This is a genomic window from Roseovarius sp. W115 (assembly GCF_032842945.2).
In the GTDB taxonomy this organism is placed as follows: Bacteria; Pseudomonadota; Alphaproteobacteria; order Rhodobacterales; family Rhodobacteraceae; genus Roseovarius; species Roseovarius rhodophyticola.
Genome location: NZ_CP146606.1, coordinates 1,847,136 through 1,871,169, shown reverse-complemented (window position 1 = coordinate 1,871,169; position 24,034 = coordinate 1,847,136). Strand labels below are relative to the sequence as shown.

The 24,034-nt window shown below is 55.2% G+C and carries 21 protein-coding genes and 3 pseudogenes; 10 read left to right on the top strand and 14 right to left on the bottom strand.

Annotated elements, in window-relative coordinates; genetic code table 11:
* Positions 1-2: 2 nt before the first annotated feature.
* The gene (locus RZS32_RS09440) at positions 3-488 is read left to right on the top strand and encodes a flavodoxin family protein (protein ID WP_317056732.1); all 486 of its coding nucleotides are present in this window, start codon (positions 3-5) and stop codon (positions 486-488) included.
* Between the two features lie 11 nt (positions 489-499).
* Here the strand turns inward: RZS32_RS09440 and RZS32_RS09435 are convergent, their stop codons facing one another.
* The 5 genes from RZS32_RS09435 to RZS32_RS09415 all read right to left on the bottom strand — a co-directional run bounded on the left by RZS32_RS09435 (position 500) and on the right by RZS32_RS09415 (position 4,736).
* Positions 500-1,192: an NYN domain-containing protein gene (locus RZS32_RS09435; protein ID WP_317056731.1), complete on the bottom strand. Its 693-nt coding sequence runs from the start codon at positions 1,190-1,192 to the stop codon at positions 500-502.
* Between the two features lie 53 nt (positions 1,193-1,245).
* Positions 1,246-2,112: a glutathione-dependent disulfide-bond oxidoreductase gene (gene yghU / locus RZS32_RS09430; RefSeq protein ID WP_317056730.1), complete on the bottom strand. Its 867-nt coding sequence runs from the start codon at positions 2,110-2,112 to the stop codon at positions 1,246-1,248.
* A gap of 98 nt (positions 2,113-2,210) precedes the next feature.
* Positions 2,211-2,807, bottom strand: a complete 597-nt coding sequence (locus RZS32_RS09425) for a hypothetical protein (protein WP_317056729.1) — start codon at positions 2,805-2,807, stop codon at positions 2,211-2,213.
* A 145-nt stretch (positions 2,808-2,952) separates the two neighbouring features.
* Positions 2,953-3,627 carry an SIMPL domain-containing protein gene (locus RZS32_RS09420; RefSeq protein WP_317056728.1) on the bottom strand — a complete coding sequence of 225 codons (675 nt, stop codon included), beginning with the start codon at positions 3,625-3,627 and terminating at the stop codon, positions 2,953-2,955.
* Positions 3,624-4,736, bottom strand: coding sequence for an S-(hydroxymethyl)glutathione dehydrogenase/class III alcohol dehydrogenase (locus tag RZS32_RS09415; RefSeq protein ID WP_317056727.1), 1,113 nt, complete (start codon positions 4,734-4,736; stop codon positions 3,624-3,626). The genes RZS32_RS09420 and RZS32_RS09415 overlap by 4 nt, the downstream gene beginning before the upstream one ends.
* A gap of 131 nt (positions 4,737-4,867) precedes the next feature.
* Here RZS32_RS09415 and RZS32_RS09410 point away from each other — a divergent pair, with 131 nt between their 5' ends.
* Positions 4,868-5,164 (top strand): I78 family peptidase inhibitor, encoded by a 297-nt coding sequence (locus tag RZS32_RS09410; protein ID WP_317056726.1) that lies wholly within the window; start codon positions 4,868-4,870, stop codon positions 5,162-5,164.
* Positions 5,165-5,192: 28 nt separating this feature from the next.
* On the opposite strand, the gene RZS32_RS09405 is transcribed toward RZS32_RS09410, so the two are convergent.
* Positions 5,193-5,783 (bottom strand): FMN-dependent NADH-azoreductase, encoded by a 591-nt coding sequence (locus tag RZS32_RS09405; RefSeq protein WP_317056725.1) that lies wholly within the window; start codon positions 5,781-5,783, stop codon positions 5,193-5,195.
* A 136-nt stretch (positions 5,784-5,919) separates the two neighbouring features.
* On the opposite strand from RZS32_RS09405, the pseudogene RZS32_RS09400 reads away from it, so the two are divergent.
* A pseudogene (locus tag RZS32_RS09400) lies at positions 5,920-6,800 on the top strand (LysR family transcriptional regulator).
* On the top strand, positions 6,797-7,687 hold the full coding sequence (locus tag RZS32_RS09395; protein ID WP_317056723.1) for a DMT family transporter: 891 nt from the start codon (positions 6,797-6,799) through the stop codon (positions 7,685-7,687). The pseudogene RZS32_RS09400 and the gene RZS32_RS09395 overlap by 4 nt, the downstream one beginning before the upstream one ends.
* Here RZS32_RS09395 and RZS32_RS09390 read toward each other — a convergent pair.
* The gene (locus RZS32_RS09390; protein ID WP_317056722.1) at positions 7,684-8,691 is read right to left on the bottom strand and encodes a glycosyltransferase family 61 protein; all 1,008 of its coding nucleotides are present in this window, start codon (positions 8,689-8,691) and stop codon (positions 7,684-7,686) included. The genes RZS32_RS09395 and RZS32_RS09390 overlap by 4 nt on opposite strands.
* On the bottom strand, positions 8,688-9,026 hold the full coding sequence (locus RZS32_RS09385; RefSeq protein WP_317056721.1) for an ArsR/SmtB family transcription factor: 339 nt from the start codon (positions 9,024-9,026) through the stop codon (positions 8,688-8,690). The genes RZS32_RS09390 and RZS32_RS09385 overlap by 4 nt, the downstream gene beginning before the upstream one ends.
* 3 nt (positions 9,027-9,029) lie before the next feature.
* On the opposite strand from RZS32_RS09385, the gene RZS32_RS09380 reads away from it, so the two are divergent.
* Both RZS32_RS09380 and RZS32_RS09375 read left to right on the top strand, forming a co-directional pair.
* A complete protein-coding gene (locus RZS32_RS09380) occupies positions 9,030-9,551 on the top strand; it encodes a universal stress protein (protein ID WP_317056720.1) in 522 nt (173 codons plus the stop codon).
* Between the two features lie 79 nt (positions 9,552-9,630).
* A complete protein-coding gene (locus RZS32_RS09375) occupies positions 9,631-11,292 on the top strand; it encodes a Y-family DNA polymerase (RefSeq protein WP_317056719.1) in 1,662 nt (553 codons plus the stop codon).
* A gap of 265 nt (positions 11,293-11,557) precedes the next feature.
* Here the strand turns inward: RZS32_RS09375 and RZS32_RS09370 are convergent.
* From RZS32_RS09370 to RZS32_RS09350, 5 genes and pseudogenes are all read right to left on the bottom strand, one after another.
* A pseudogene (locus RZS32_RS09370) lies at positions 11,558-12,693 on the bottom strand (NADH:flavin oxidoreductase/NADH oxidase).
* Positions 12,694-12,856: 163 nt separating this feature from the next.
* Positions 12,857-15,229, bottom strand: a complete 2,373-nt coding sequence (locus tag RZS32_RS09365; RefSeq protein ID WP_317056717.1) for a DUF1989 domain-containing protein — start codon at positions 15,227-15,229, stop codon at positions 12,857-12,859.
* Positions 15,230-15,263: 34 nt separating this feature from the next.
* Positions 15,264-17,342, bottom strand: a complete 2,079-nt coding sequence (locus RZS32_RS09360) for an ABC transporter permease (protein ID WP_317056716.1) — start codon at positions 17,340-17,342, stop codon at positions 15,264-15,266.
* Positions 17,335-18,369, bottom strand: coding sequence for a quaternary amine ABC transporter ATP-binding protein (locus RZS32_RS09355; protein WP_317056715.1), 1,035 nt, complete (start codon positions 18,367-18,369; stop codon positions 17,335-17,337). Before RZS32_RS09355 ends, RZS32_RS09360 begins: the two co-directional genes overlap by 8 nt.
* 116 nt (positions 18,370-18,485) lie before the next feature.
* Positions 18,486-19,424 carry an ABC transporter substrate-binding protein gene (locus RZS32_RS09350; RefSeq protein ID WP_422395966.1) on the bottom strand — a complete coding sequence of 313 codons (939 nt, stop codon included), beginning with the start codon at positions 19,422-19,424 and terminating at the stop codon, positions 18,486-18,488.
* A 208-nt stretch (positions 19,425-19,632) separates the two neighbouring features.
* Between RZS32_RS09350 and RZS32_RS09345 the strand changes: the two genes are divergently transcribed.
* Positions 19,633-20,562: a LysR substrate-binding domain-containing protein gene (locus tag RZS32_RS09345; RefSeq protein WP_317056713.1), complete on the top strand. Its 930-nt coding sequence runs from the start codon at positions 19,633-19,635 to the stop codon at positions 20,560-20,562.
* Positions 20,563-20,571: 9 nt separating this feature from the next.
* Here RZS32_RS09345 and RZS32_RS09340 read toward each other — a convergent pair.
* A pseudogene (locus RZS32_RS09340) lies at positions 20,572-21,497 on the bottom strand (histone deacetylase family protein).
* 103 nt (positions 21,498-21,600) lie between these two features.
* Here RZS32_RS09340 and RZS32_RS09335 point away from each other — a divergent pair.
* The 3 genes from RZS32_RS09335 (at position 21,601) to rlmH (ending at position 23,988) form a co-directional block, all read left to right on the top strand.
* Complete coding sequence (locus RZS32_RS09335; RefSeq protein ID WP_317056712.1) at positions 21,601-22,986, top strand: mechanosensitive ion channel family protein; 1,386 nt, start codon at positions 21,601-21,603, stop codon at positions 22,984-22,986.
* 66 nt (positions 22,987-23,052) lie between these two features.
* Positions 23,053-23,517, top strand: a complete 465-nt coding sequence (gene rsfS / locus RZS32_RS09330) for a ribosome silencing factor (protein WP_317056711.1) — start codon at positions 23,053-23,055, stop codon at positions 23,515-23,517.
* Positions 23,518-23,988: a 23S rRNA (pseudouridine(1915)-N(3))-methyltransferase RlmH gene (gene rlmH, locus RZS32_RS09325; RefSeq protein WP_317056710.1), complete on the top strand. Its 471-nt coding sequence runs from the start codon at positions 23,518-23,520 to the stop codon at positions 23,986-23,988.
* Positions 23,989-24,034: the final 46 nt, after the last annotated feature.

The following is a 24,034-nucleotide window of genomic DNA, read 5'->3' as shown; positions in this document are numbered from 1 at the left end:
CGATGTCAGAGCTGCTGATCGTCTATCATTCCCGCACCGGTGGCAGCCGCCAAATGGCTCAGGCTGCCGCCAAAGCCGCAGAGACAGAGACCACGACACGGCTTGTCGAAGCAGCAGAGGCCACACCCGAAGACCTTTTGCAAGCCTCGGGCTATATCTTCTGCGCGCCGGAGAACCTGGCCTCCATATCAGGCGTCATGAAGGATTTCTTTGATCGTTGCTACTACCCTGTTTTGGGCAAGATCGAAGGCCGCCCCTACGCTCAAATGGTGTGTGCCGGTTCAGACGGCGAAAACGCCGTGCGCCAAATCGCCCGGATCGCCACAGGGTGGCGGTTGAAAATCATCCAAGAGCCGATCATCGTGTGTACCCATGCGCAGACGCCCGACGCCATATTGGCGGAGAAGAAGTTAACGGACGAACAGCTCGCACCGTGCCGTGATCTGGGTCAGGCGTTTGGTGCGGGGTTGAGTATGGGGGTGTTTTGAGAGCCTAAAACCTATTTCTCGCATTGTATGTATACATTCGTTTCACCCTCGGTTTTTGTTGCAAAACCTTTAATGGTTTTGACCATGTCAATGAGCTTCGTATGACCATAGTTGCGGGGATCAAAATCTGGTTTATCTGCTCTAATTAACTGGCCTATTCTATTCAAAGGATACCACTCTACATCTAGATCTATCTTTTCGATCGCCCCTAAAATCAGTTCTTTGGCTTCTTTATTCAAAGCATCAGTGTTCTTATCGTCAGGTTTCTGAGATATAGTTTCGATTGCTACAAATCGGTTACAGGCATTCTTTAACGCGCTCGGCGTCTTACGTTCACCGATTACGTTTACTGTTAATCCACTTTCCCTGATACGACTGGCCAGCCGAGTAAAATCACTGTCGGAAGACACCAAGACAAACTCGTCAAATTGACCAGCATGCAGAATATCCATCGCATCAATCACTAAGCCTATATCAGACGCGTTTTTACCTTTGGTATTCGCTGACTGCTGATGCTGGACTAAACCCAGTTCCTGCGCCGCTTTGCTCCATCCAGAGAGACGGGCATCAGACCAATCCCCATACACGCGTCGCAAACCCGGTTTGCCGTACTTGGTCACTTCTCGTAGAATCGCATCAGCGTGTTTTGCAGGAACGTTATCCGCATCAATCAACACCGCCAAAAGCTTTGGATCGTCAGGCATGGGCAATCTCCTTTGGATCACCCTGCCTGACCACAACCCAAAGTAAAACTTAATTAGGCGTTTTCGCCGATCTTATCCTGTGTCTGCGTCTCAAAATCCGACGCGTCATGCCGTTCCCAGAGCTGCTCAGATGGATCCCCCATAGTCCGGTTCACCATGCGGCCGCGTTGAACCGTTGGGCGGTCGAGGATTTTCTCGGCCCAGGCCACAACGTTCTTGTACTCATGCACAGAAAGGAACGTCCCGGCATTGTACTGCCGCCCAAGCGCCAAGTTTCCGTACCAAGGCCAAATCGCCATATCGGCGATGCTATAGTCATTGCCGGCGATGTAGGGCCGGTCCGCGAGGCGCTTGTCCAGCACATCAAGCTGACGCTTGGTCTCCATCGCAAAGCGGTCAATCGGATATTGCCACTTCTCAGGCGCATAGGCGTAGAAGTGACCAAAGCCGCCGCCCAAATACGGCGCGCTCCCCATTTGCCACATCAGCCAGTTCATGACCTCCGTGCGTTCCGGGCCTGATGAAGGAAGAAACGCCCCAAATTTCTCTGCCAGATGGATGAGGATCGAACCAGACTCAAACACATGCAAAGGCTCGGCTCCGCTACGGTCCACGAGGGCAGGAATTTTCGAATTCGGGTTCACCTCAACAAACCCCGAGCCAAACTGATCCCCATCGCCGATCCGAATAAGCCACGCGTCATATTCCGCATCGTGCCCAGCCGCCAGAAGCTCTTCGAACATCACAGTGATCTTCACCCCATTGGGTGTGCCCATCGAGTAAAGCTGAAACGGGTGCTTGCCTACCGGCAGCTCTTTGTCATGCGTTGCCCCAGCGATGGGACGATTGGTCGAAGCAAAGGTGCCCCCGTTTTCCTGTTCCCAGGTCCAAACCTCGGGGGGTGTATATGTGTCGCTCATATCGGCGCTCCCTCTTTGATGCGTGCGTTGTCCAAGAGGTAACTGCCCTAAGCGTCGATGCAAGTGCGTTGGTGCACACATGTCTGTGCAAATGGGGTTTAGCTCGCAGGGATCGGTTCAGAAGACGGATCGCTCCCCTTCAAGATGCCGCGCGCGCGTTTCCAGGCAAAGACTTCTTGGCGGTGCACCCAAGTGTATTTTACATCCTCTGTGGTTGGCGCCCAATAGAGCGTGCCGCCGAAACGCCAGGGGTCAAGTACCATACCCTCGTCAAACTGATCCCCCCGCGCCGAGACGATAACGGTGGAATGATCAATCAAAAGCCTTGTATGCGCATTGGCAATGGCGCGATGCGTGACAAGTGTTTCAAACTGCTCCTGCTCTAAACGCTTTTGCATATCTTCGGCCCAGTGCCAGCAAAGCCCACGCGGTCGCGTGCCTGCGTTTACTTTGATGTTGTGCACAATGGCAGAGTCCGTGACGCCGTATTCCCGACGCAGCTGCTTTGGATAGTTGATCCCAATATCCGCAGCGCGCAGCGCCTCACCGGGGTCGATCGTTGGGTTCAAAGCCGCAATCCCGTTGGCCAGACGGCTCACCTCATCAGGGGCATGAACGGGCGGTGTCGCACAGCCTGCGAGAGCAGCTGTTGAGACCAAAGAAAGAGAGAAAGCACGGCGCGTAAACTGCGTCATTCGAACCTCGATAGACTAATCTTATGTGATCGTGTTACCGCGCCATCGAAGAACTGTCGAGACAAGGGTTTGTTATCCAAAGATGCTGAAAGGCAGCAAGGAAAACTCGATTTTGAGGTTTTTCCTTCGCTCAGAACTCATCTCGCTACTTGAGTTCAAAACGCACCAGCAGATTCACTACTCTGGCTGTATGCACATCACCGCCAGGTTGGGCGTGCGGGGAACCACCTCCTGCTCCAGCCACGAGCGCAGATCTGATGTTATGTTCACCCCAGTCGGTGTCCGAACCATAGCCACTTCCTCTAGCCGCGTCGTTCATTTCTCTGGCAAAAACTATGCGCCCCAACTGAGCTCCTGCGGTTTGTGCAATTAAACCCGCGCTTTTTTGCGCGTTCTTTGTTGCCTTCGCAAAGGCAGAGGAACGTTTGTCTGATCCTTCCTCGAAAACAGGCACCTTCGCATCCAATGCCAATTCCGCGCCCTCGTGAGGGATCTGTGCACAGGCCGAATTTAGGTCTGCAGCCTCTTGGGCTGTTTCGCACATCATCCTCAGAACAAGTTCGCTTTTTAACTGTCGGCTACCCCAATATCTCTTGGTATCGCGCGAACCTCCATGGCTTAACTTATTCAGGTCAAAACCCTGCTCCTCAAGAGCTACTACAAACCCATCTACAGCTTTAGATAGTTTGTATCTATCAACCCTTCCCTTGGAAGCTGAGGTAAAAGTCAGTTCCAAGGGAAAAGCTATTGCTGTTAGTTCGTACTTGGCCGACCCAACCACCTCGATGTAACGGTTCTCAGCGCACTGTTCTTCGGTCAATACATCACCACCGACCGGATGCTTTCCCCGGAATGCATCAGGTCAAACCCCTTATTGATGTCTTCCAATGGCATGGTGTGGGTGATCATCGGATCGATCTCGATCTTACCATCCATGTACCAGTCGACAATCTTGGGCACGTCCGTGCGCCCGCGTGCGCCGCCAAAGGCCGTGCCGCGCCAGACCCGGCCAGTGACCAGTTGAAAGGGCCGTGTCGAAATCTCGGCACCGGCTGGTGCCACACCGATGATCACGCTTTCGCCCCAGCCCTTGTGCGCGCATTCCAGCGCGTCGCGCATCACCTGCACGTTGCCTGTGGCATCGAAGGAATAATCTGCCCCGCCGCCGGTCAGCTCCACCAAATGGTCCACAAGGCTGCCTTTCACATCCTTGGGATTCACGAAATCGGTCATGCCAAACCGTGTCGCCATTTCAACCTTCGCCGGGTTGAGGTCAACGCCCACGATCTGATCCGCACCGGCCAGGCGGAGACCCTGAATCACATTAAGACCAATACCGCCGAGACCAAACACCACGCCGCGCGAGCCAATCTCGACCTTGGCGGTGTTCATCACAGCGCCAATGCCTGTGGTCACGCCGCAACCGATGTAGCAAATCTTGTCAAACGGCGCGTCCTTACGCACCTTGGCCAGTGCAATTTCTGGCAGGACCGTATGATTGGAGAAGGTTGAGCAGCCCATATAGTGCAGGATCGGCGTGCCATCGAGCATGGAGAACCGCGACGTACCATCAGGCATCACGCCCTGGCCTTGGGTCGAGCGGATTGCCTGACAGAGGTTCGTCTTGGGGTTCAGGCAATACTCACACTCACGGCATTCAGGTGTGTAAAGTGGGATCACATGATCCCCTACTGCCAGCGAGGTTACACCCGGACCCACTTCGACCACGACACCCGCGCCCTCATGGCCAAGGATAGCAGGAAATGCGCCCTCCGGGTCCGCGCCTGACAGCGTGAAGTCATCCGTGTGACACAGCCCCGTCGCCTTGATTTCAACAAGCACTTCTCCGGCCTTTGGGCCATCGAGGTTCACTTCCATGATTTCCATTGGTTTTCCGGCCTCAAGGGCCACGGCTGCGGTGGTACGCATCTTACTGTCCTCCCAGAGTCTTTTGCCGACTTTGGGCGAAACCGCGCATCATTTCAATAGACTGGACACATTGGGGTTGTGGCAAAGCGCATTTGGCACAAGACTGTAGCCAACTAAAGAAGGACAGTCACATGCGCATGTCATTGATTTTGGCGTCAGGATTGAGTTTGGTTCTGACAAGCTGCGGCCCAGCGGAAGTGGAAGCAGACGCCCCTCCAAGACTTGAAGAGGCTGGACCAGACGAATGCGGCGTGGCTGAAAATGCGAGCCTTGTAGGCGCACCCGTCAGCGCCTTCAACGAAGCCGCATGGCCAAACCCGGTGCGGATCATCCCGCCGGGTGGAATTGTAACAACCGAGTACAATCCGAAACGGTTAAACGTCGATCTCAACAGTCGAAACGAAATCGTACGGTTTTGGTGTGGGTGAGCGATGCGCCCACCCTCTCCAAACTCGCTCAAGCTGCGTCAGCTAGCGCCTCAATCTCCGCCTCAACGCGCGCAAGGCTTGCATCGGCATCTACAGACATCTGATCTGCCGAAACAATCGCCACATCTGTGATCCCGATAAACCCGAGAACATGCCGGATGTAGGGTGTTGCGAAATCAATCTCAGACCCAGTCTTGGTGCCACCTGAAGCCACCGCAACAATCGCGCGTTTCCCGTCCAGCAACCCCTTTGGTCCATTTTCCGTATAGCGGAAGGTCAGCCCGGCCCGAGCGATCAGATCAATCCAGGCTTTCATAGCTGCAGGCACGCCGAAATTATAGATCGGCAAGCCGATGATCAATGTATCGGCCGCTTGAAGTTCTTCCACAAGGCTATTCGAAAGCTCCAACGTTTTCCTTTGTGCCTCTGTGCGGGCATCAACAGGCGTAAAGTTGGCATTCACCCAATCCTCGGTAATCTGCGGCAGGGGCGCGGCGGCGAGATCGCGGATGATCACTTTGGCTTTGGGGTTTTGCGCCACAAGGCGCGCCGATAAATCCCGCGTTACAGAGCCTTCGGTCCGCGAGGATGCGTCGATATGTAGAATAGTATGTGTCATTGGTCAGATCCTCTGAAATCTCTCAATATGTATTTGCAAGTTCTGGCATAGAGTTTGACTTGTGCTTCAGAAAACGCAACTATCGCAATGAGACATTTTTTGTTGAAAATTGCACAATTCTGGGAGCACCGAAAACATGGACAGTTGGGATGAAGTGCGCACCGCCTACCATGTTGCGCGTGTCGGCACAGTGAGTGGAGCGGCCGATGTTTTGGGTGTGCACCACGCAACCGTGATCCGCCACATTGACGCTCTAGAGGAAAGGCTTGGCGTGAAGCTCTTTCAACGTCATGCGCGGGGCTACACAACCACTGAGGCCGGTGAGGATCTTTTGCGCGTTGCACAGGCGACAGACGATCAGTTCAGCCAGTTATCTGGCAGGATCAAAGGACGGGGCCACGACGTTTCCGGAGAGTTGGTTGTGACATCTCTTGGCGGGCTCAGCCACCTGTTGGTCCCCGTGCTAAGTGATTTTCAAAGAGAATACCCCGGCATAATCGTGCGGTTTCTCACGGGCGAACGGCTCTTCCGGTTGGAATACGGCGAGGCACATGTTGCCATCCGCGCGGGCCGCGCGCCCGATCAACCCGACAATGTCGTGCAACCTTTTTCCAACAGAAGTACACGCTCTATGCGAGCCAAAGTTACATTGACCGACACGGCCTTCCAAAATCTGAAGCCGAGTTTGATCAGCACAGTTTCGTCAGCGCCGATGACCCAAAGAACCGTGCGCCGTTCAACCAATGGCTCCGCGATACTGCCCCAGAAAATCGCATCGTCTTTCGCAGTCAGGATGTACACGCCCAACGCCGGGCCATTGCCGCAGGCGCCGGGATCGGATTTATTCCTCGCGTTCTTTCGCAAGAAATTGGCGACTTGGTCGAGGTGCTTCCACCTCGCGAAGAGTGGACCGCACCTCTATGGCTGGTCACACATATGGACCTACATCGCACAACCAAGGTTCAGGCTTTCCTTAACTTTCTCAAAGACCGCGCGAAATCCTGGGACGCACTATGAAAGAAGCTCAGCGCGGCCATGCCGCCATGCTTGCCTTTTCGGCGTTGATTGCCGGGTCCTTCGCGCTTGGCTCGATGGCAGCCCCGCATATTGCACCGACGGCCCTAAACGCCGTGCGTTTCGTTCTAGCTGGTGTTTTGGTCGGCACTGTCGCCTGGTTCACAGTCGGCATACCTCGTCGCACTTTTCAGGCACCCTGGCGATATCTGCTTCTCGGCGGATCGATGGGGCTCTACTTCGTTATGATGTTCGAAGGGCTGAAAACCGCGCCACCCGTAAGTGCATCAGCTGTTTTCACGCTGACCCCAATCATGTCCGGGTTTTTCGGCTATCTTCTGCTGCGCCAGCGCATGACACACCGAATGGCCATGGCACTGAGCATTGGCGCAGCAGGAGCGCTTTGGGTCATCTTCCGCGCCGATCTCAATGCGCTTATACGGCTTGAGGTCGGGCGTGGCGAAATCATCTTTTTCTTCGGCTGTATTGCCCACGCGCTCTATACGCCTATGGTGCGCAAGCTCAATCGTGGCGAGCACCCGATTGTCTTCTCGTTCGGCGCGGTTGTCGGCGCGGCGCTTTTGCTGTTGATCACCGGCTGGCGCGACATGGCCTCAACTGAATGGAGTGCGCTTCCAGCGATAGTCTGGATCACAATCTTCTACACGGCCGTCGTCGCCACCGCCGTAACATTCGTGCTTCTTCAGTTCGCGTCCCTGCGCCTGCCCAGCGCGAAAGTCATGGCCTATACCTATCTCACACCTACTTGGGTGATCGCCTGGCAGGCAGCCTTGGGGCACGGGCTGCCATCGATTTGGAGTCTGGGCGGTATCGCATTGACGATCGTTGCGCTTTTGCTGTTGCTCAAGGATGAACCGCTTGCGGGTTAGAGACATCCATTCTCTTGCAACTGCTTGACGAGTAAACGAAAATTTATTGGCGCTGGTCCTTCAACTGCGCCTGCACTTTGGTGATCGTTCGGGACAAGCGGGTTGAGCAATCGAATATCCTTTACGCCGAATGCCTTGAATTGCGCTATGAAAGACTGAACGATTTTCTCACGGCGTCGGCGCTGGATGACAGTTATCTTTGCGTCAGGTCGCGCCACACAAGCCGCAAGGTGGAACGCTGACCCATCTGGCCCTACAATCCGGCGCGCCGCTCGATACTTTGCGATCTGCGTCGCAATACTGTGCTCTTGAGGATGAAATATCTCATAGCCTGATTTAACCATAAGACGCTCAATCCGAGCCTCCTTGTCCACCGCTTTTTCACTCCCGTCCAGACGAGAGCGCGACACGTAAATATCTTTAACGCCTTTCACAGGAAAAGCGGCTGTGAGCCGCGAATGAATAGCTGAACGAAACTGCGCTGTGCCAACGATCCACGCCTGATGCCCGAACCCCGGGCTTGGCAACAAAAGCTCTTCTACCACGACCGGCTCTGTGAACATGAGAGGTGCCGCTTCTCCGGCAAGCGCATCAAAAAGTGGCTCATACCTCGGGTTAAACCGCGCCAGGCGCTCGCCACTTCTGCGTGGCGAGAACAGCACACCATCAACAGGATCATCAATATGGTCAAAGGCCCATAACCGCCCAAGGCTTTCCAAAAGAAAATGCCCAAAGTGATCGCGCATCACCCCACCGTAAAGATGCCGGCCAGAGATCCGCATCAAGCCCTTACGGTCCGGACGATCCGGGATGTTCGTGAACCGGCTTTGAGACAAAAGCGTGCGGGAATGTTCACAAAAAGTGCCATTGGCACGAAATACACCATTCGGAAGACGCCCGCCTTTTTGCACAGGCACGACCAATGCATTGCGTACGCGTTCAATTCGCCCTTCTGGCAAATGCAGCGGTGTTAGAGGTGCAACAGTCTTGGATGAAGCACTCAAGCCGGTTCATCCTTCTCGCCTAGCTCGGCCTCTAAAAATCGCTCGAACGCGTCGAGGTTAACGGCTTCAAATTGCCCGAAACTTTGCATCCAGACACTGGCATCTCGCATCGCATCGGGCTCCAGCTTGCACCATTTGACCCGACCGCGTCGCTCTTGGCTGATTAATCCAGCTCTGGTCAAGATTGCCAAGTGCTTTGACACGGCTGCCAGTGACATCTCAAATGGCTCTGCGACATCCGTGACGGCCATATCATCCTCCAGCAACATGATCAGGATCGCGCGGCGGGTGGGATCAGCCAAAGCAGCAAAAACGGTATCTAGCGGATCAGGCATCGTATGTCGTTTAAGCCGGGCATTGATGGCAAGGTCAACTGCATTGATCTGAAACAACGCGCTACATTTTTGAACCACTTAGACTTTGCGCAGGAGGGATTCTTCATGTTCAAGCATATTTTGGTGCCCGTGGACCTGGACGAGAAGGACAGCGTTCTAAAAGCCATCTCTGTCGCGTCGGACCAAGCAAAGCTTTATTCGGCACAACTTACCCTGGTCAGTGTAACAGGCGGATTGCAGGCAAAGATGTCTCATTCTTCAGTCAAGTATGCTCAGCTTCTGGGGGAGTTTGCAGCAGAACAGGCAGCGGAGCACGGTGTAAAAATAAACAGTCACGTCTATGGTGTCCCGGATCCCAGTGTGGAGGTGGACCGCAAGCTTCTTGAGGCAATCTCTGATTTTGAGGCGGATCTTGTTGTTATGGCAACGCATCAACCCGGATGGGTGGAATACTTCATCGACTCTCACGGTGGAAGGTTGGCAACGCACGCGCCTGTTTCGGTCTTTGTTGTGCGCGACACCTGAAGACTCGACTCTGGTGTTTGAGCCTTTTAGGCTAGAACAAAAGATGAACATACAAGGTCGATCCGAGGCTGCTGCCATCATGCCTGAACGGCGAATTCTGTCTGTCTGGTTTCCCCGACTGGGAGCAGAACGCCTGCTGCGACGCATGGCGATTGGGCATGATGCGCCCTTCGCCGTGGTGCGTGAAACCGGGCAGATGCAGGTGTTGAGTTCTTTAAGTGACGCCGCAAGCACTGCTGGATTGCATGTGGATCAACCTTTACGCGATGCCCATGCCATATGTGGTACGCTTATAACCCGACTGCAGAACCCACAGGCCGAAGCCTGGTTTCTGGACGCTCTGGCACGTTGGGCGGGTCAGTTCAGTCCGTGGGTGGCGCAAGAGCGGCCAGATGCCCTAGTTCTGGACATCACCGGGTGCGCGCATCTTTTTGGTGGTGAAGACGCGTTGTTGACTCAAATGACAGAAGCAGCCGCCGACCTTGGGCTGACTGCACGCTGTGGATTGGCCGGGTCGGTCGGTGCGGCCTGGGCTCTGGCCCGCTATAGCGGCGCATCACCTGACAAGACACGTAACGGAGATGCGATTGATCAAGAAGCCCGCGCCACCCGATCACGTGCCGCCAAACGTCGGCATTGGGAGAGAGGCGGTGCAGTGTTGTTAGAAAAAAATACGCTTACGTATAGTAAAAATCTGCAGATTGCCCAACCGGGGCAGATTCGCACGGCGCTGTCCAACCTTCCCGTCGCTGCGCTGCGGCTAGATGCAGAGCAAGTCACGGAGCTCAATCAACTGGGTCTGCGCCGGATTGGAGATCTGCTTTCGCAACCGCGCGCACCTTTGGTTCGAAGGTTTGGCCCACGGCTCATTCTGAAGCTTGATCAGGCTATTGGACTCACCCCCGAACCTGTCTCGCCCCGCGCGCCGCCACCACGCTTTGCCGTGCGGATGACATTGCCAGAACCTATTGGTTTAAAGAATGATTTAGAGAGTGGAATAGGACGACTCCTGCCTCGCCTATGCCAGCTTCTTCAAATGAAGGGCCAGGGCGCCCGGCTTGTGCGGCTTCAAGCTTGGCGCGCAGATGGTACGATGGATTGGGTTGAAGCCGGGCTGGCGCGAGCGTCACATGAGCCAGACCGAATCCGCCCCCTTTTAACGATGAAGCTGGATAATCTGGATGCGGGATTTGGCATCGATATGCTGCGGCTAGAAGCCATACAGACAGAAACCTTGCATCATCGTACCGCGTCAGGGCATTTGGAGGCTTCCAATAGTGTACGCAAGCGTATGGATACCGATACACGCATTGATGACCTGATCGGGCGCGTGGGCGCACGTATTGGTCTGGACGCGGTAACGCGCTATCATACAGCCAGTAGCCATATCCCAGAAAAAACTTCACAAACCCTTGCTGCAGCGTGGTCCAAGCCAGCGGATAGCTGGCCTGCTCCTCCATCTCCACGTCCTTTGCAGCTTTGGAGACCTGAGCCTGTGACAGCGGCGGATACACCACATATGCAAGATCAATTTCGCTGGCGAGGTCGCTTACATGAATTGGCTGAGGCGCGAGGGCCAGAGCGGATTGCGCCGGAATGGTGGCTCGATGAACCGGATTGGCGCAGCGGCGTCAGGGACTATTGGCATGTCATCACCAAGCGGGGAGAGCGGTTTTGGCTCTACTATGCGCATGGCGGTATGTTGTCATCGGGCTGGTTTTGTCAGGGCAGATTTGCGTAACGCGTTACGTCTTTCACTGATCTCTCAGGTTAAAGCCCAAACGCTTCAGCTAAGAGATGAAAAGGTTAACATCCTTATTTTTCCGGTATTTATACGTCGGTATCGTGTCGGTATCACGTCGGTATTGCGTCGGTGCAAGGTCGGTAAGCCACGATGGTCAACGTGGCGCAAGGCATGCAACACCACAACATGCTGACGCGTTAACAGAAGGTCAATTCGGGCATCAGAACAACCAGTATGTCTTTCTGTCCAGCGATGGATGCCGCTAGCGGAGCCCTAATTTTTGCAGTAGCCGGTCCCGCCGCATCAACCACCAGCCCGCTTCGACGGGCCACATCGCATGACCTTCATCGGCATCAAGCCTGGCCGCCGCGTGCAAGGGCCAATTGGGATCATCAAGAAGCTCACGTGCCAGAGCGATCATATCTGCGCGCTCCTCACGAATGATCGCGTCGCAAAAATCAACATCCCATAAAAACCCAACAGCCATGCTCGCCACTTTTGCTTCAGAGCGCACGGTATCAGCATACGGAACCTGAAAGCCTTGCTCAATTACCATACGCTTAGGTCTGGTTTTTCCGCCAATACCACCAGTCGAACAATCAATCATGTCAACGCCTTCGGCCTTAAGAGCCTTTGCCGTTTCAATAGTATCTTCCAACTCAACACCACCGTCCAAGTAGTCTGTTGCAGAGAGTCTAAAGGCTAGGGGATATTTATCGTTCCATTCCAGACGGATAGCCCGAGCGACCTCAATTGCAAAACGGCGTCTGTTTTCCGGTGAACCGCCCCATCTATCATTCCGCTGATTGGCTATGGGGGACAGGAACTGATGAATAAGAAACCCATGCGCAGCATAAACCTCAATCATTCGAAACCCTGCTTCGCGCGCGCGTCTTGCAGCCTGGCCAAACGCGTTTATTGCGTCTTGAATATCACTCTCCGTCATTTCTTTCGGAGCTCTCCATCCGTCAGCGTATGGTATAGAGGATGCGCCCAATGCTTGCCATGGTGCTTCGCCTCGCTCGACTTCATCTTCCGCATTTACGGGGGTTTCCCCATGCCATGGTCGTCGCTCAGATGCTTTTCGACCAGCATGCGCCAGTTGAACCCCGCGACCGCGCCCTCTGCTTCAATAAACCTTGCGACCGGTGCGAGAGCCTCGGCCTGTTCATCTGTCCAAAGACCCAAATCCCCATGCGTGCGCCGCCCTTCCTGGCTCACCGCCGTGGCTTCAGCATAGACAAGCGCCGCTCCACCCAAAGCGAACCGGCCAAGATGCACCATATGCCAGTCATTGGCGAGGCCACCCTTGGCGCGGTATTGGCTCATCGGAGAAACAGCTATGCGGTTTTTGAATGTGACATCACGTAAGGTGAAAGGCGTAAAGAGAGACGGCATCGTGCGAAATGTCCTACCAAGTCAAACTTGGCTGGACGTTAGGCGTGTTAAAAACAAAGCGAAACCGCTTCTACAAAAATGTGAGATTACCGCATTCAAAGAGCAGGTGACGTTCGGTCCAAACTGTCCATTGGACAGGCATCAGGACCACATAGAGTGGATTTTATCCGTAGTTTCCCTTCACCCGCTCTTTCGTTGGATCGAAATGCGGATAAGCCACAACTTTCGCTTTGAGACGTTTTTGCAATCCATCAAGCTGCCCAACTTCGATCTCAGTTCCAAGTTCAGCGTGGGTGACAGAGACTCTCGCCAATGCGATGTTCTTCCCCAGTATTGGGGATTTCACAGCGGATGTGACTTCGCCCACTTGCGCCTTGCCAACGCGAACACAATCACCGGGGCTTGCCACAAGTCCACCATCCAGTTCCAACCCAACCAGTTTGCGGTGCGGATGTGCCTTGCGCTCTTCCAACGCAGCACGGCCGATGAAGTCGTCATTCTTGGACTTGAGAGGGACGGTAAAGCCTATGCCCGCCTCGAAAGGATCGGTTTGATCGTCAAACTCAGATCCAGCAAAGATAAGACCCGCCTCAATGCGGATCATATCGAGCGCGGCAAGGCCCAAGGGTGCCAGGCCCATCGGCTCTCCAGCCTTCCAGATGGCATCAAACACCTCTTCTGCATCCTTGGGATGGCAGAAGACCTCGTAGCCCAGTTCCCCGGAATAGCCCGCGCGCCCCAGCACGACGGCAGTTCCATCAAAATCCCCAAGCCGCGCGGGTGTGAAGCGGAACATGCCCAGCTCCTCCACCGTTGGGTTGGCCGGCGCAGTCCAAAGCACCTCTTTCAGGATGTCCCGGCTGAGTGGGCCTTGCACGGCAACATTGTGAAGCTGATCTGTCGAATTGCGAACCCAGGCGTTGAGCCCCAATTTTTCGGCTTGCTCACGGATCCAAAGCCCAGATGTGTCATTGCCACCAATCCAGCGATAGGCGTTTTCACCCATGCGGAAGAGTGTGCCATCATCAATCATGCCACCATGCTCGTAGCAGATTGCTGTATAGGTCAGTTGACCGACGGCGAGTTTCTTTACGTTGCGCGTCACGCAATACTGCATCAACTCTTCAGCATCCGGCCCGGTGACCTCGTACTTGCGCAAAGGCGAAAGATCCATGATCGCGGCTTTTTCGCGACAGGCCCAGTATTCGCCGACAGACCCGTGCGATGGGAAAGAATTGGGCAGCCAATAGCCGTTGTATTCCACGAAATCCCGTGTGTGCCGGGCAAAGCAGTTATGGAACCCGGTTTCTTTGGTGTGTTCCAAGTGGGCCTCCGGTGATTTGCGATAGCCGATCGAGCGGCTGAAAGAATTGGTCTCAGGATAGGTGCGAACCTGAATATCTGTCGGGTTCCAGCCGTTAGCTTCGTCCACATCGCAGGGACAGGCTGAGGAAATACAGATCAGGTCAGTGAGGGCGCGCATCAGCACGTAATCCCCGGGGCGAGACCATGGATCATCCATTCCAAGTGCATTGGTCTCATCCAGCATCGTGTTGAAGAAGAAGTTGATTGCAGGCCAGCCGCCGCGTGGACGGATGCCGTATTGCTGGAGGTCTTTGTTCATATTGTCCGAGCAGTTGATATGCCCGGGATATCCCAATTCCTCGTAGTACCGCGCCGTGCAGGCAAGGCCGAACGTATCATGGCGCCCACAGGTGTCTTGTACGATCTCGACCAACGGTTCCTGATCGACGTTCCAGTATTTCGAGAAGATGCCCGGTTGCGGATAGAGCGACCCCATCAATGTGCGGGTGGTGGTTGGGTCGATTTCGCGCTCGAGTCCGGCGTCAAGGCTCCGCAGCGAGAACGCCTGAAAATCCGAGCACTCACGGCCCTGCACGTCAAGAACCTGAATGAACTGGCCTTTCTTGACCTCATAGCTTTTTGCGTTGCCGGGCTGAATGTTGATATCTACCAACGGGTTAGCCAACGGATCAGGGGGAGTATGCCCTCCCTTAGCATGGCTCGGATTGGCGCGGCGAATGTAAAGGATGAGATCCGTCGCTGGTGTTTGCTCCGCCGGGTTCATCGGACTGCCAGGCGCAGCCACAATCAAAAGGCCATCGCACTCGGCAAAAAACGTCGCCATATCACCCGGCTTTGATCCCTCCGGGAAGATACGGACGCATTGCGCGTCGCCCAATCTGAAGCCAGCTTTGTCTAGCGCGCCAGCCACTTTCGCACCGGAGGGCGAGCCATTGTCCAAAACAGAAATCACACCATCCGGTCTTCCATGGCTTGATGCCCCAAGGCGACCAGGGTCTGACTTGCCATCCGGCGTGAAAAACACCAACTCTCCGGGCTGCAGGCCTTCGAAATCAAGCACACTGATCTCATCGCCCTTGTAAATCGGTACAGCGCGCGATCCGCCGCCGGGGATCGGATGCCGTTCAGTGCCATGCGGCAGTATTGGCAAACCAGGTGTGATAATCCCTGCGCGCTCATATGGCGTTTCAAAAATCGGGGTCACGTTCATCGCCGCACCTCCGGATATGTGGCGGGACCTTGCATCAGGCGAGCCCCAGAATTTTGCGCCGTTTCTCGGCCCAGGCGTTGATCGCGATGTCAAAGGTCAACGCCATGAACACCACCGAGAAGCCAAGGACGAAGTTCCACCCCAGATTGGTGCCCGCGAGCGTCCGGCGCATCTCTTGTCCCAAGTCTCGCGTGCCGATGAATTCGGCGATGATCACCATGAAGAAGGCAAAGACGAGTGCTTGGTTGAGACCCACCGCTATGGTCGGCATCGCCAGCGGCAACTGCACCTTGGTCAGCTTCTGCCAGCGCGTCGCACCGGACATATCCGCCGCTTCGGTAAGTTCCGGCGGCACGTTGCGCAAGCCTTCAACCGTGTACCTGACAACGGGGACCATTGTGTAAATCAGGATCGAGATGATCACAGTCACAGGCGAGATGCCAAAGAGCATGACCGCGGGAAGCAGGTAGACGTAAGACGGAAACGTCTGGAACGTGTCACAAAGCAGGATCATGAACCTGGCACGCTTCTCCTTGCGCACCGCAAAAATCGCCATCGGCACACCAAAGGCGAGCGCGATGAACGTCGCCATGAACACGGAGTGCAGTGTGAGCATGGCACGGTCCCAATACCCCAGCTGAGCGACAATGCAAAAGAAGACAAAAGCCAAGATGCCCGGCGTCACGCCGCCGAGACGATAGGCAATGGCGGTGACAGCAAGGATGACAGACAGCGTCGGCAAAAAGAGTAGCGCCTTCTCCGTCGGGACAAGGAAATAGTTGTTCACGACAAAGCGAATGGCGTAGGTGATTGCCTGGAGCCAATCCAGAGCCAGGAATGCCTTGATCGATTGGTCGAATTCTCGTCCTTGGGACAGAGATTCCTTGCGATGAACTTCGTCTGCGACACCGGCAATCCAGGTTGGCAGGTTGAATTCTGACATCGGGGACACCACCAATGGCACAGGATCCATGCCAGAAGCCATGCGCGACAAAACGAGGAACAGAACAAAGGCTGCAACGCCCAACAATGGCAGGAAGTTTCGCTGCCACCAAGGCGTGCCTTTTTCATAATGCTCAGGCTGTTTGACCACCCAGGCCTTCGACAGACGGTCCAGAACCACCGCCAAAAGAACGATGGTCACACCGATCTCAAAAGACCGGCCCAGCTTGAACGACCCCATCGCTTCCAGAAGCTTGGCTCCAAGGCCTGGCATCCCGATAGCCGCAGTCAGAACAACCATTGCAAGGCAGAGCATGATGACCTGATTGAGGCCTACAAGGATCTCTGTGCGCGCGGAAGGCAGGTAAACATAGCGAAGCATCTGCCAGCGTGAACAACCGGCCATTTTCCCGGCTTCAACAACTTCAGGGGACACTTTCTTGAGACCCAATGTGGTCATGAGGATCATCGGTGGCAAAGAATAGGCAACCGTAGCCACGGTCGCTGCTGTTGGTCCAACTTTGAAGAAGATGACGGCGGGCAGAAGATACGAGAAGAACGGCATCACCTGCATCACAAGTAGCAGGGGTTTCACGGTGTCTTCCACGCGTTTGGACTTCCAGCACCAGATACCAACCAGACCGCCAATGACAAACCCAAGCGGCGCCGCGACCACGATCACGCTCATGGTTTCCATGGTCCATTTCCACTGACCAATCAGGGCGGCCCAGACAAATGTTCCGCCCGCGAGCAGCGCCAGGCGCCAACCACCCAACGCATAACCCAGAATGGCAGCGCCAGATGCAACAACCGTCCATGGTACTGCTTCAAACCGCGGCCAGCGGGCGCGGCCATAGAGAATGTTGGCCACTGCATCGAGAACAAATTCCAGAATGCCGCTCAGGAACCGGGTGACGTGGATAAACCCAAGGTCAAACGCGATGAGTTGAAACGCCGCATCAATCCAATCCCGCCACGGCAGCAAGAGTACCTCGGGTATTCGCACCATCCCGTCAGGCAGCCATGGCCGCAAAACCGTGAGAAGTGCCGCGACACCAAGAAGCCCCCAGAACACGCGACGCGCCACTGTCTGATCCTCAAGCATCGCGCGCAGGCCAGTGCCACGTTGCGCGGTTGCCGTAGGATCGGAGCTTGTGGCGATGTCAGCCATCAGACGCATCCCCCAAGAGGAGATCCAGTGCCTTTTGGCGTGGCATGATCCCCGTGATCTTGCCATCTTTGTCCGCCACTGGAAGTTGATCTCTTTGATCATTCACCAACTGACGGGCCAGTTGCTGGATCGTGTGGTGGCCGGGGACGGGCTCTCCAATGATCTCCGCGCCATTTACCGGCCCGGCCAAAACATTCGCGTGCACCACGCGCGCCTTTTCGATCTCCTCTGTAAACTTGCGAACATACGGCGTTTGCGGGTCGAGAACGATCTTGTCAGGCGTATCACACTGCTCAACTGCGCCGTCCTTCATGATCGCAATCCGGTCGGCCAGGCGCAGGGCCTCATCAAAGTCATGGGTGATAAAGACAATGGTCTTTCCCAGCATCTCCTGAAGACGCAGGAATTCGTCCTGCATCTCGCGACGAATAAGCGGGTCAAGTGCCGAAAACGGCTCGTCCAGGAACCAGATGTCGGGTTCAATCGCAAGACTTCGGGCAATGCCGACACGCTGTTGCTGGCCGCCTGAGAGTTCCCGAGGGAAATAGTCTTCACGGCCCTCCAGACCCACAAGGTTGATGACCTCCAGAGCCCGTTCGCGACGCGTGTGTCTGTCTTGGCCGCGCATTTCCAAAGGAAACGCTATGTTTTCAAGAACCGTCCGGTGCGGCAGCAAACCGAATGACTGAAACACCATGCCCATTTTCGAGCGCCGGAGTTCAATCAACTCTTTCTCAGGCAGGGCCATGATGTCCTGCCCTTCGACCTCAATCGTGCCGCCCGTGATGTCATGCAGACGCGACAGGCAGCGCACCAGAGTGGATTTGCCCGATCCGGAAAGGCCCATAATGACAAGCATCTCACCCCGGCCCACATCCACCGTCACATCCTTGACGCCAGCAATATAGCCGTCCGCCCGGATATCCTCATAGCTGCGCCCAGGCGACATTTGGGCGAGGTATTGCTTGGGGTTCGGGCCAAACAGTTTCCACGCATTACGACAGGAAATGACAGGGGCATCGGTCATTGGGCGGTTGGTCTCTTGTGTTAAATTTCAATTGGGCCAGCGGGTATCTTGGCCCCTAGACAAAAGACCCCTGCCAGATCCGAAGACCAGACAGGGGTGATACTCAGTCAGCTAGATCAGCTTGCGCCTTCTGGCAGCCAGCCTTTCCAGACGTCTTCGTTTGCGCCCAACCATTCTTCAGCAGCCTCTTCTGGCTCCATCTCTTCGATGTCAACCAGACGCGCCATTTCGGCGATCTGAGCGTTGGTGAACGAAATCTTGGTCAGCACTTCGTAGGCATTTGGCCACTTGTCTTTCATGCCGTCCCAAGCAGCTTTCTTGAGGTACCCATCCGCTGGGTTGCCGCAATCAAAAAGCGCATCCGGGTTTGGACCTTTGGAAGGATCCGTGTCACAGCCGTCTTCCCATGCAGGAAATTCGACAAATTCACCCGGCCAGACGGCTTCGGCAAAGTTTGGCGTCCAGTTGAAGACAACCACGGGACGCTTGTCAGCCTCAGCCGCTGCGATTTCAGCCCAGAGTGCCGCCGCAGAACCCGCGTTCACCACAACAAAGTCCATGCCAAGCGCTTCCACGCGTTCTTTGCCGTGCTTGAGCCAGTCCACTGGCCCGTCAAGATAGCGGCCCTTGTCGCCGGTTTCCGCCGTGGCGAAGAGAGCGGCGCACTCGTTCAGGGCTTCCCAGCTTGGCAGGCCCGGGCATGCATCCTTCGTCCACATCGGATACCACCAGTCTTCGCGCGTCACCGCATCGTGATCACCCGCGTCATGCAGGCCACCTTTTTCAAGGGCTGTGCGGAAAGACTGCCCAAAGGCGCCTTCCCAGACTTCCAGTTCCAGCGTCACGTCACCAAGGCGAACCGATTCATAGACAGCCTGGCTGTCGGTTGTGACGAATTCCACGTTATTGCCCATGGATTCAAAAATCTGTCCCACGGCGTGGCTCATCACAATCTGGCTCGACCAATTGTGGATTGGAATGACGATTGGATCCGCGCTGTCGTCTGCCGCGAAACTCGCGGTTGCAGAAGCCAGGGCCATCGCGGCCGCGGACATAATAAACTTCGTTTTCATGTTAACTCCCAGTTGGTTTGGTGTCTGCGCGCCTCTTTGCGGGCGGAGCATCTCTTTCAACAAGGCTGAGTATGGCAAACGATGCAGCAATTTCTGAATATAAATTCCGCGCGCCTTGCCCAACAAAATGTTTGGCAAAATCTCGATACAAGCATAGACTTTTACTGCGGGAGATTAGGAATCAAACTGGATGCTCAAAAATCGGGCTGCCTTGCCACGACTAGACTATTTATTGGCCTTCGAAGTGGCGGCCGAACTTGAGAGCTTTGCCGCAGCCGCCAAGCAGCTCAACGTCAGCGAAACCGCTGTCAGCCGTAAGATTCGCCTTTTGGAACAACACTATAAATGTGCATTGTTTGTGCGAGGACACAGATCCGTCACGCTCACCGAACAGGGTCGCAAACTACTGAATGGAATCACGCCCGCACTCAAAACGCTGGAACGTGTGTCGGCAGGCATGCTGAGTGAACGGGGTCGCAGTACCGTGCGCATGGCGGCGACGAACTCTGTTGCATCCCTCTGGTTAATGCCCCGCCTGCGCAAGTTCCGGCAAGCCAATCGTAACGTGACCATAAGTCTTCTGGCCTCAGATCTCGATTCGGAATGCCTTTCTGAAGACGTCGATCTTGCGATTTTGCGCGGCGATGGGGAGTGGCCTGGATATGACGCAAAGCTTCTGTTTGGCGAAACGGTTTATCCGGTCTGCGCACCTGGCTATCTCGACAACCATATTAACATCAAATCAGTTGACGAACTGACCAGTCACGCGCTGATTGAGGTGAGCAATAACCACACCGAATGGCTTAACTGGCAGACCTGGTTGTCCAGCAAGGGCGCAGACCCTGACAGTGTGAGGCATTCGACATATGTAAACACCTATCCTTTGGCCATACAGGCTGCGATTGATGGGTTGGGCATTGCCCTTGGCTGGGGCCATCTGGTGGATCATCATTTGCGCGCAGGTAGTTTGGTGAGACCCCTGAGAACCGAGCATGTGCGCACGCAGTCGGGATACTACTTGTTGCAAAAGCGGGACGAGCGGCGTCGTGCGGAAAGCGATGTCGTGATACGCTGGCTGTTACAAGAAAGCGCTGAGCGCACACGATATGCGGCGGAATAACCCCCGCGCCTACGCACCTGCCGCAATCAACTCATCGACATGAACCGCTGCGCTGGCCGATAGCGCGCGAAGGTCGTACCCCCTTCCAGACAGGATACGACGCGGCTCTCGGCATGGGTATTTGCAATCTGACAGAGCCTGCGCGTGACCCAGGCAAAATCTTCTTCCAGAAAATTCAGATTGGCCAATGGATCATCTGCGTGCGCATCGAAACCCGCCGAGATGATCAACAACTCCGGCTTGAAGTCATCCAGTGCGGGAAATACAGCCCCTTCATAGGCTTGCCGAAATCCTGACCCACCAGTACCCGGGGCAAGCGGAATGTTCAGAATGTTATTGTGATCGCCGGTCTCGCTCGCAGCTCCAGACCCAGGCCAGAGTGGCATTTGATGGGAGGAGACAAAAAGCGTGCGCGCTTCGGATCGCAAAAGATCCTGCGTGCCATTGCCGTGATGGACATCAAAATCAACAACTGCCACGCGTGACAGACCATGGCGTTCCAAGGCATGTTTGGCGGCAATCGCAACGTTTCCGAAAAAACAAAAACCCATTGGCGTTTCGGTTTCGGCATGATGGCCCGGCGGGCGCATAGCGACAAAGGCATTTGTCGCATCACCAGACAGAACCATATCTACAGCCCTTACCGCGCCACCGGCTGCATGAAGCGCGGCACTGACAGAACCGGGTGACATCCAGGTATCGGCGTCGAGTTGGTTAAACCCTTGAGCAGGCCCTGCGCTTTTTATCCGGTCAATGTAGTCTTGCGGGTGGCATAGCCTTAAATCCTCATCGGTCGCCTCCGGCGCATCCACTCGCAACAAGTCCTTGGCTTCCATCGCAGGCAAAAGATGCTCCAGCCGTGCAACACGCTCAGGATGTCCATCCGGTGTGACATGCGACAAACTGCTGCCATGCGTGATCAGGGCCGTGGTCATGTGCGGTGTGCCTTATTGAGATTGACGTGCGCACCCTATCGCTTTGCCCACATCTGTCCAGCCCCACCTTGTCGGCTTCCGAACAGCATGTCACAGTGACATCATGGAAGAAGAAACATCTTCTCAAGCCGAGGTTGCCTCGCCCGCAGAAGTCACTGGCGCTGTTGTTGAAACGGCGGGCACTGAAGAGGCCAAGGAAGTTGCACTTGACCTATGGTCTCAGGGTGTCGACTTCGTCTATGGCCTGTTGCGTCCCTGGAATGCTTATCAGATTGGTATCGCCCTAGGGCTATTGGTTCTGGCCTATTGCCTGACAAAACTGTTCGGTCCGCGACTGCACGACTGGATGCGCACGCGCGAAGGCTGGCCCAAATGGCGCATGCGCTTTCTCGTTTTACTTCATCGGCGCTTGACGTTGATTTTCTTCGTCATTTTGATCTGGCCGGTCGTGTGGATCATGCAAGAAGTCACCTGGCCAAGTCGAAGTTATATCCTCAGCATCATCGCCGGTCTGGCCAGCGCTTGGCTTGTCATCGCGATCCTGACGCGCCTGATCAGCAACGCGTTCGTACGAGGCGTCGTCCGCTATCTCGGCTGGGCATGGGCCACAGTCGTGATCCTTGATCTGTCCGACGAAGTGCGCACCCTTCTGGACAGTGCCGCGCTAGAGCTTGGCGGTGTGCGTTTGTCGGTCTGGTTGGTGCTTCAGGCCCTTGTGGTCATTGCTACACTGATGTTCCTCGCTCGGTTCATTTCGACCACGTCTGCATCACGCATCAAGAACAACAAAGACATCTCGCCCTCGATGCAGGTGCTCGCGGTCAAGTTTCTGCAAGTCCTGCTTTACGGAGCGGCCTTCTTCATCGGCCTGAAGGCCGTTGGTGTGGATCTGACCGGGCTTGCCGTGCTCTCAGGTGCGATTGGTGTAGGTCTGGGTTTCGGGCTTCAGAAGGTCGTCTCAAACCTTGTCTCGGGTGTGATCATCCTGCTCGACAAATCCATCAAACCCGGCGACGTGATCAGCCTTGGAGAAACCTTTGGCTGGATCAATTCCCTGGGTGCCCGCTATGTCAGTGTTGTCACCCGAGATGGCCGCGAATACCTCATCCCCAACGAGGACTTGATCACGGGTCAGGTGGTGAACTGGTCTCACTCCAATGACTACGTCCGGCTCGATATCTACTTTGGAACGTCCTATGGATGTGATCCCCACGAGGTGCGCCGGATCGCAATCGAGGCAGCCAAAGGCGTGGACCGTGTCCTAAGCTTCAAAGCGCCTGTCTGTCATATCGTGGGGTTCGGCGACAGCAGCGTTGATTACATACTGCGCTTCTGGATCAGTGACCCGACAGGTGGTCTCACCAATATTCGCGGCAATGTCTATCTGGCGCTTTGGGACGCGTTTCAGGAACACGATATCTCTATTCCCTTCCCGCAGCGCGAAGTTCGTTTGTTGGGCGACGAAGATACACCGCCTGTCTCTGCATGATCACATCTCGCCAGATGCCTTGATCCTTTCATTGAAATGTCACTTTTGCATTGCTACGTTTGCCTTATGCCCGGCACCGGGGCGGATCGGTGTGCAAAGAAGGAGGACAATGTCCTGTCTCTTACAGTTGATGCGGCAAACACCGCAGGGTCGGGCGCGGCTGTGACGGCGCCCAAAACAGTCGCAGACAGCGAAACGCAGCTGGCGCGCATCTTGACGTCTCTCAGTGAAGACAAGGCCGAAGACATCGTGCAGATTGATCTGCGAGGAAAATCTGCCATCGGCGATTTCATGATTGTGTGTACGGGTCGGTCTACGCGGCAGGTCACGTCTATTGCTGAAAAGCTGGCCGATCGTCTGAAAACGGAGCTCGGTGTTCTGACCAAAATTGAGGGCAAAGATGCCGGCGACTGGGTATTGATTGACACTGGCGATGTCATTGTTCACATCTTCCGACCCGAAGTGCGGGAGTTCTATCAGCTTGAGAAGATGTGGCTGCCCGGTGACAAGACAGCCGCTGTCGAAAGCTGAATGCGCATTCACATCTGTGCGGTGGGCCGCATGCGGCAAGGCCCCCAACGCGATTTATTGGATGAATATATTACCCGGTTTGAAAGAACCGGGCGACCTCTCGGACTAGGCCCGGTCATTCTACACGAAGTGGAAGACAAAAAAGGCGGCGGCATGAAGGCCGAGGCGGATCTACTGCGCCGGACGTTTCCGGACCGAGTTCAGCTGGCCGTGCTGGATGAACGCGGCAAACTCATGACATCTCCTCAATTTGCCGACACTCTCGCCAATTGGCGCGACGACGGACACGCAGATGTAGCTTTTGTCATTGGCGGTGCTGACGGGATCGACCCTGCTTTGCGTCAGACAGCAGATTTCGCACTGTCTTTTGGCAAAATGGTCTGGCCGCATATGCTGGCCCGCGTGATGCTTAGCGAACAACTCTACCGCGCGGCCTCAATCCTCTCTGGTGCACCGTACCACCGCGTCTGACATGGGTATTTGTGACAAGAAAGAAACTGAAAACCTTCCTTTCATT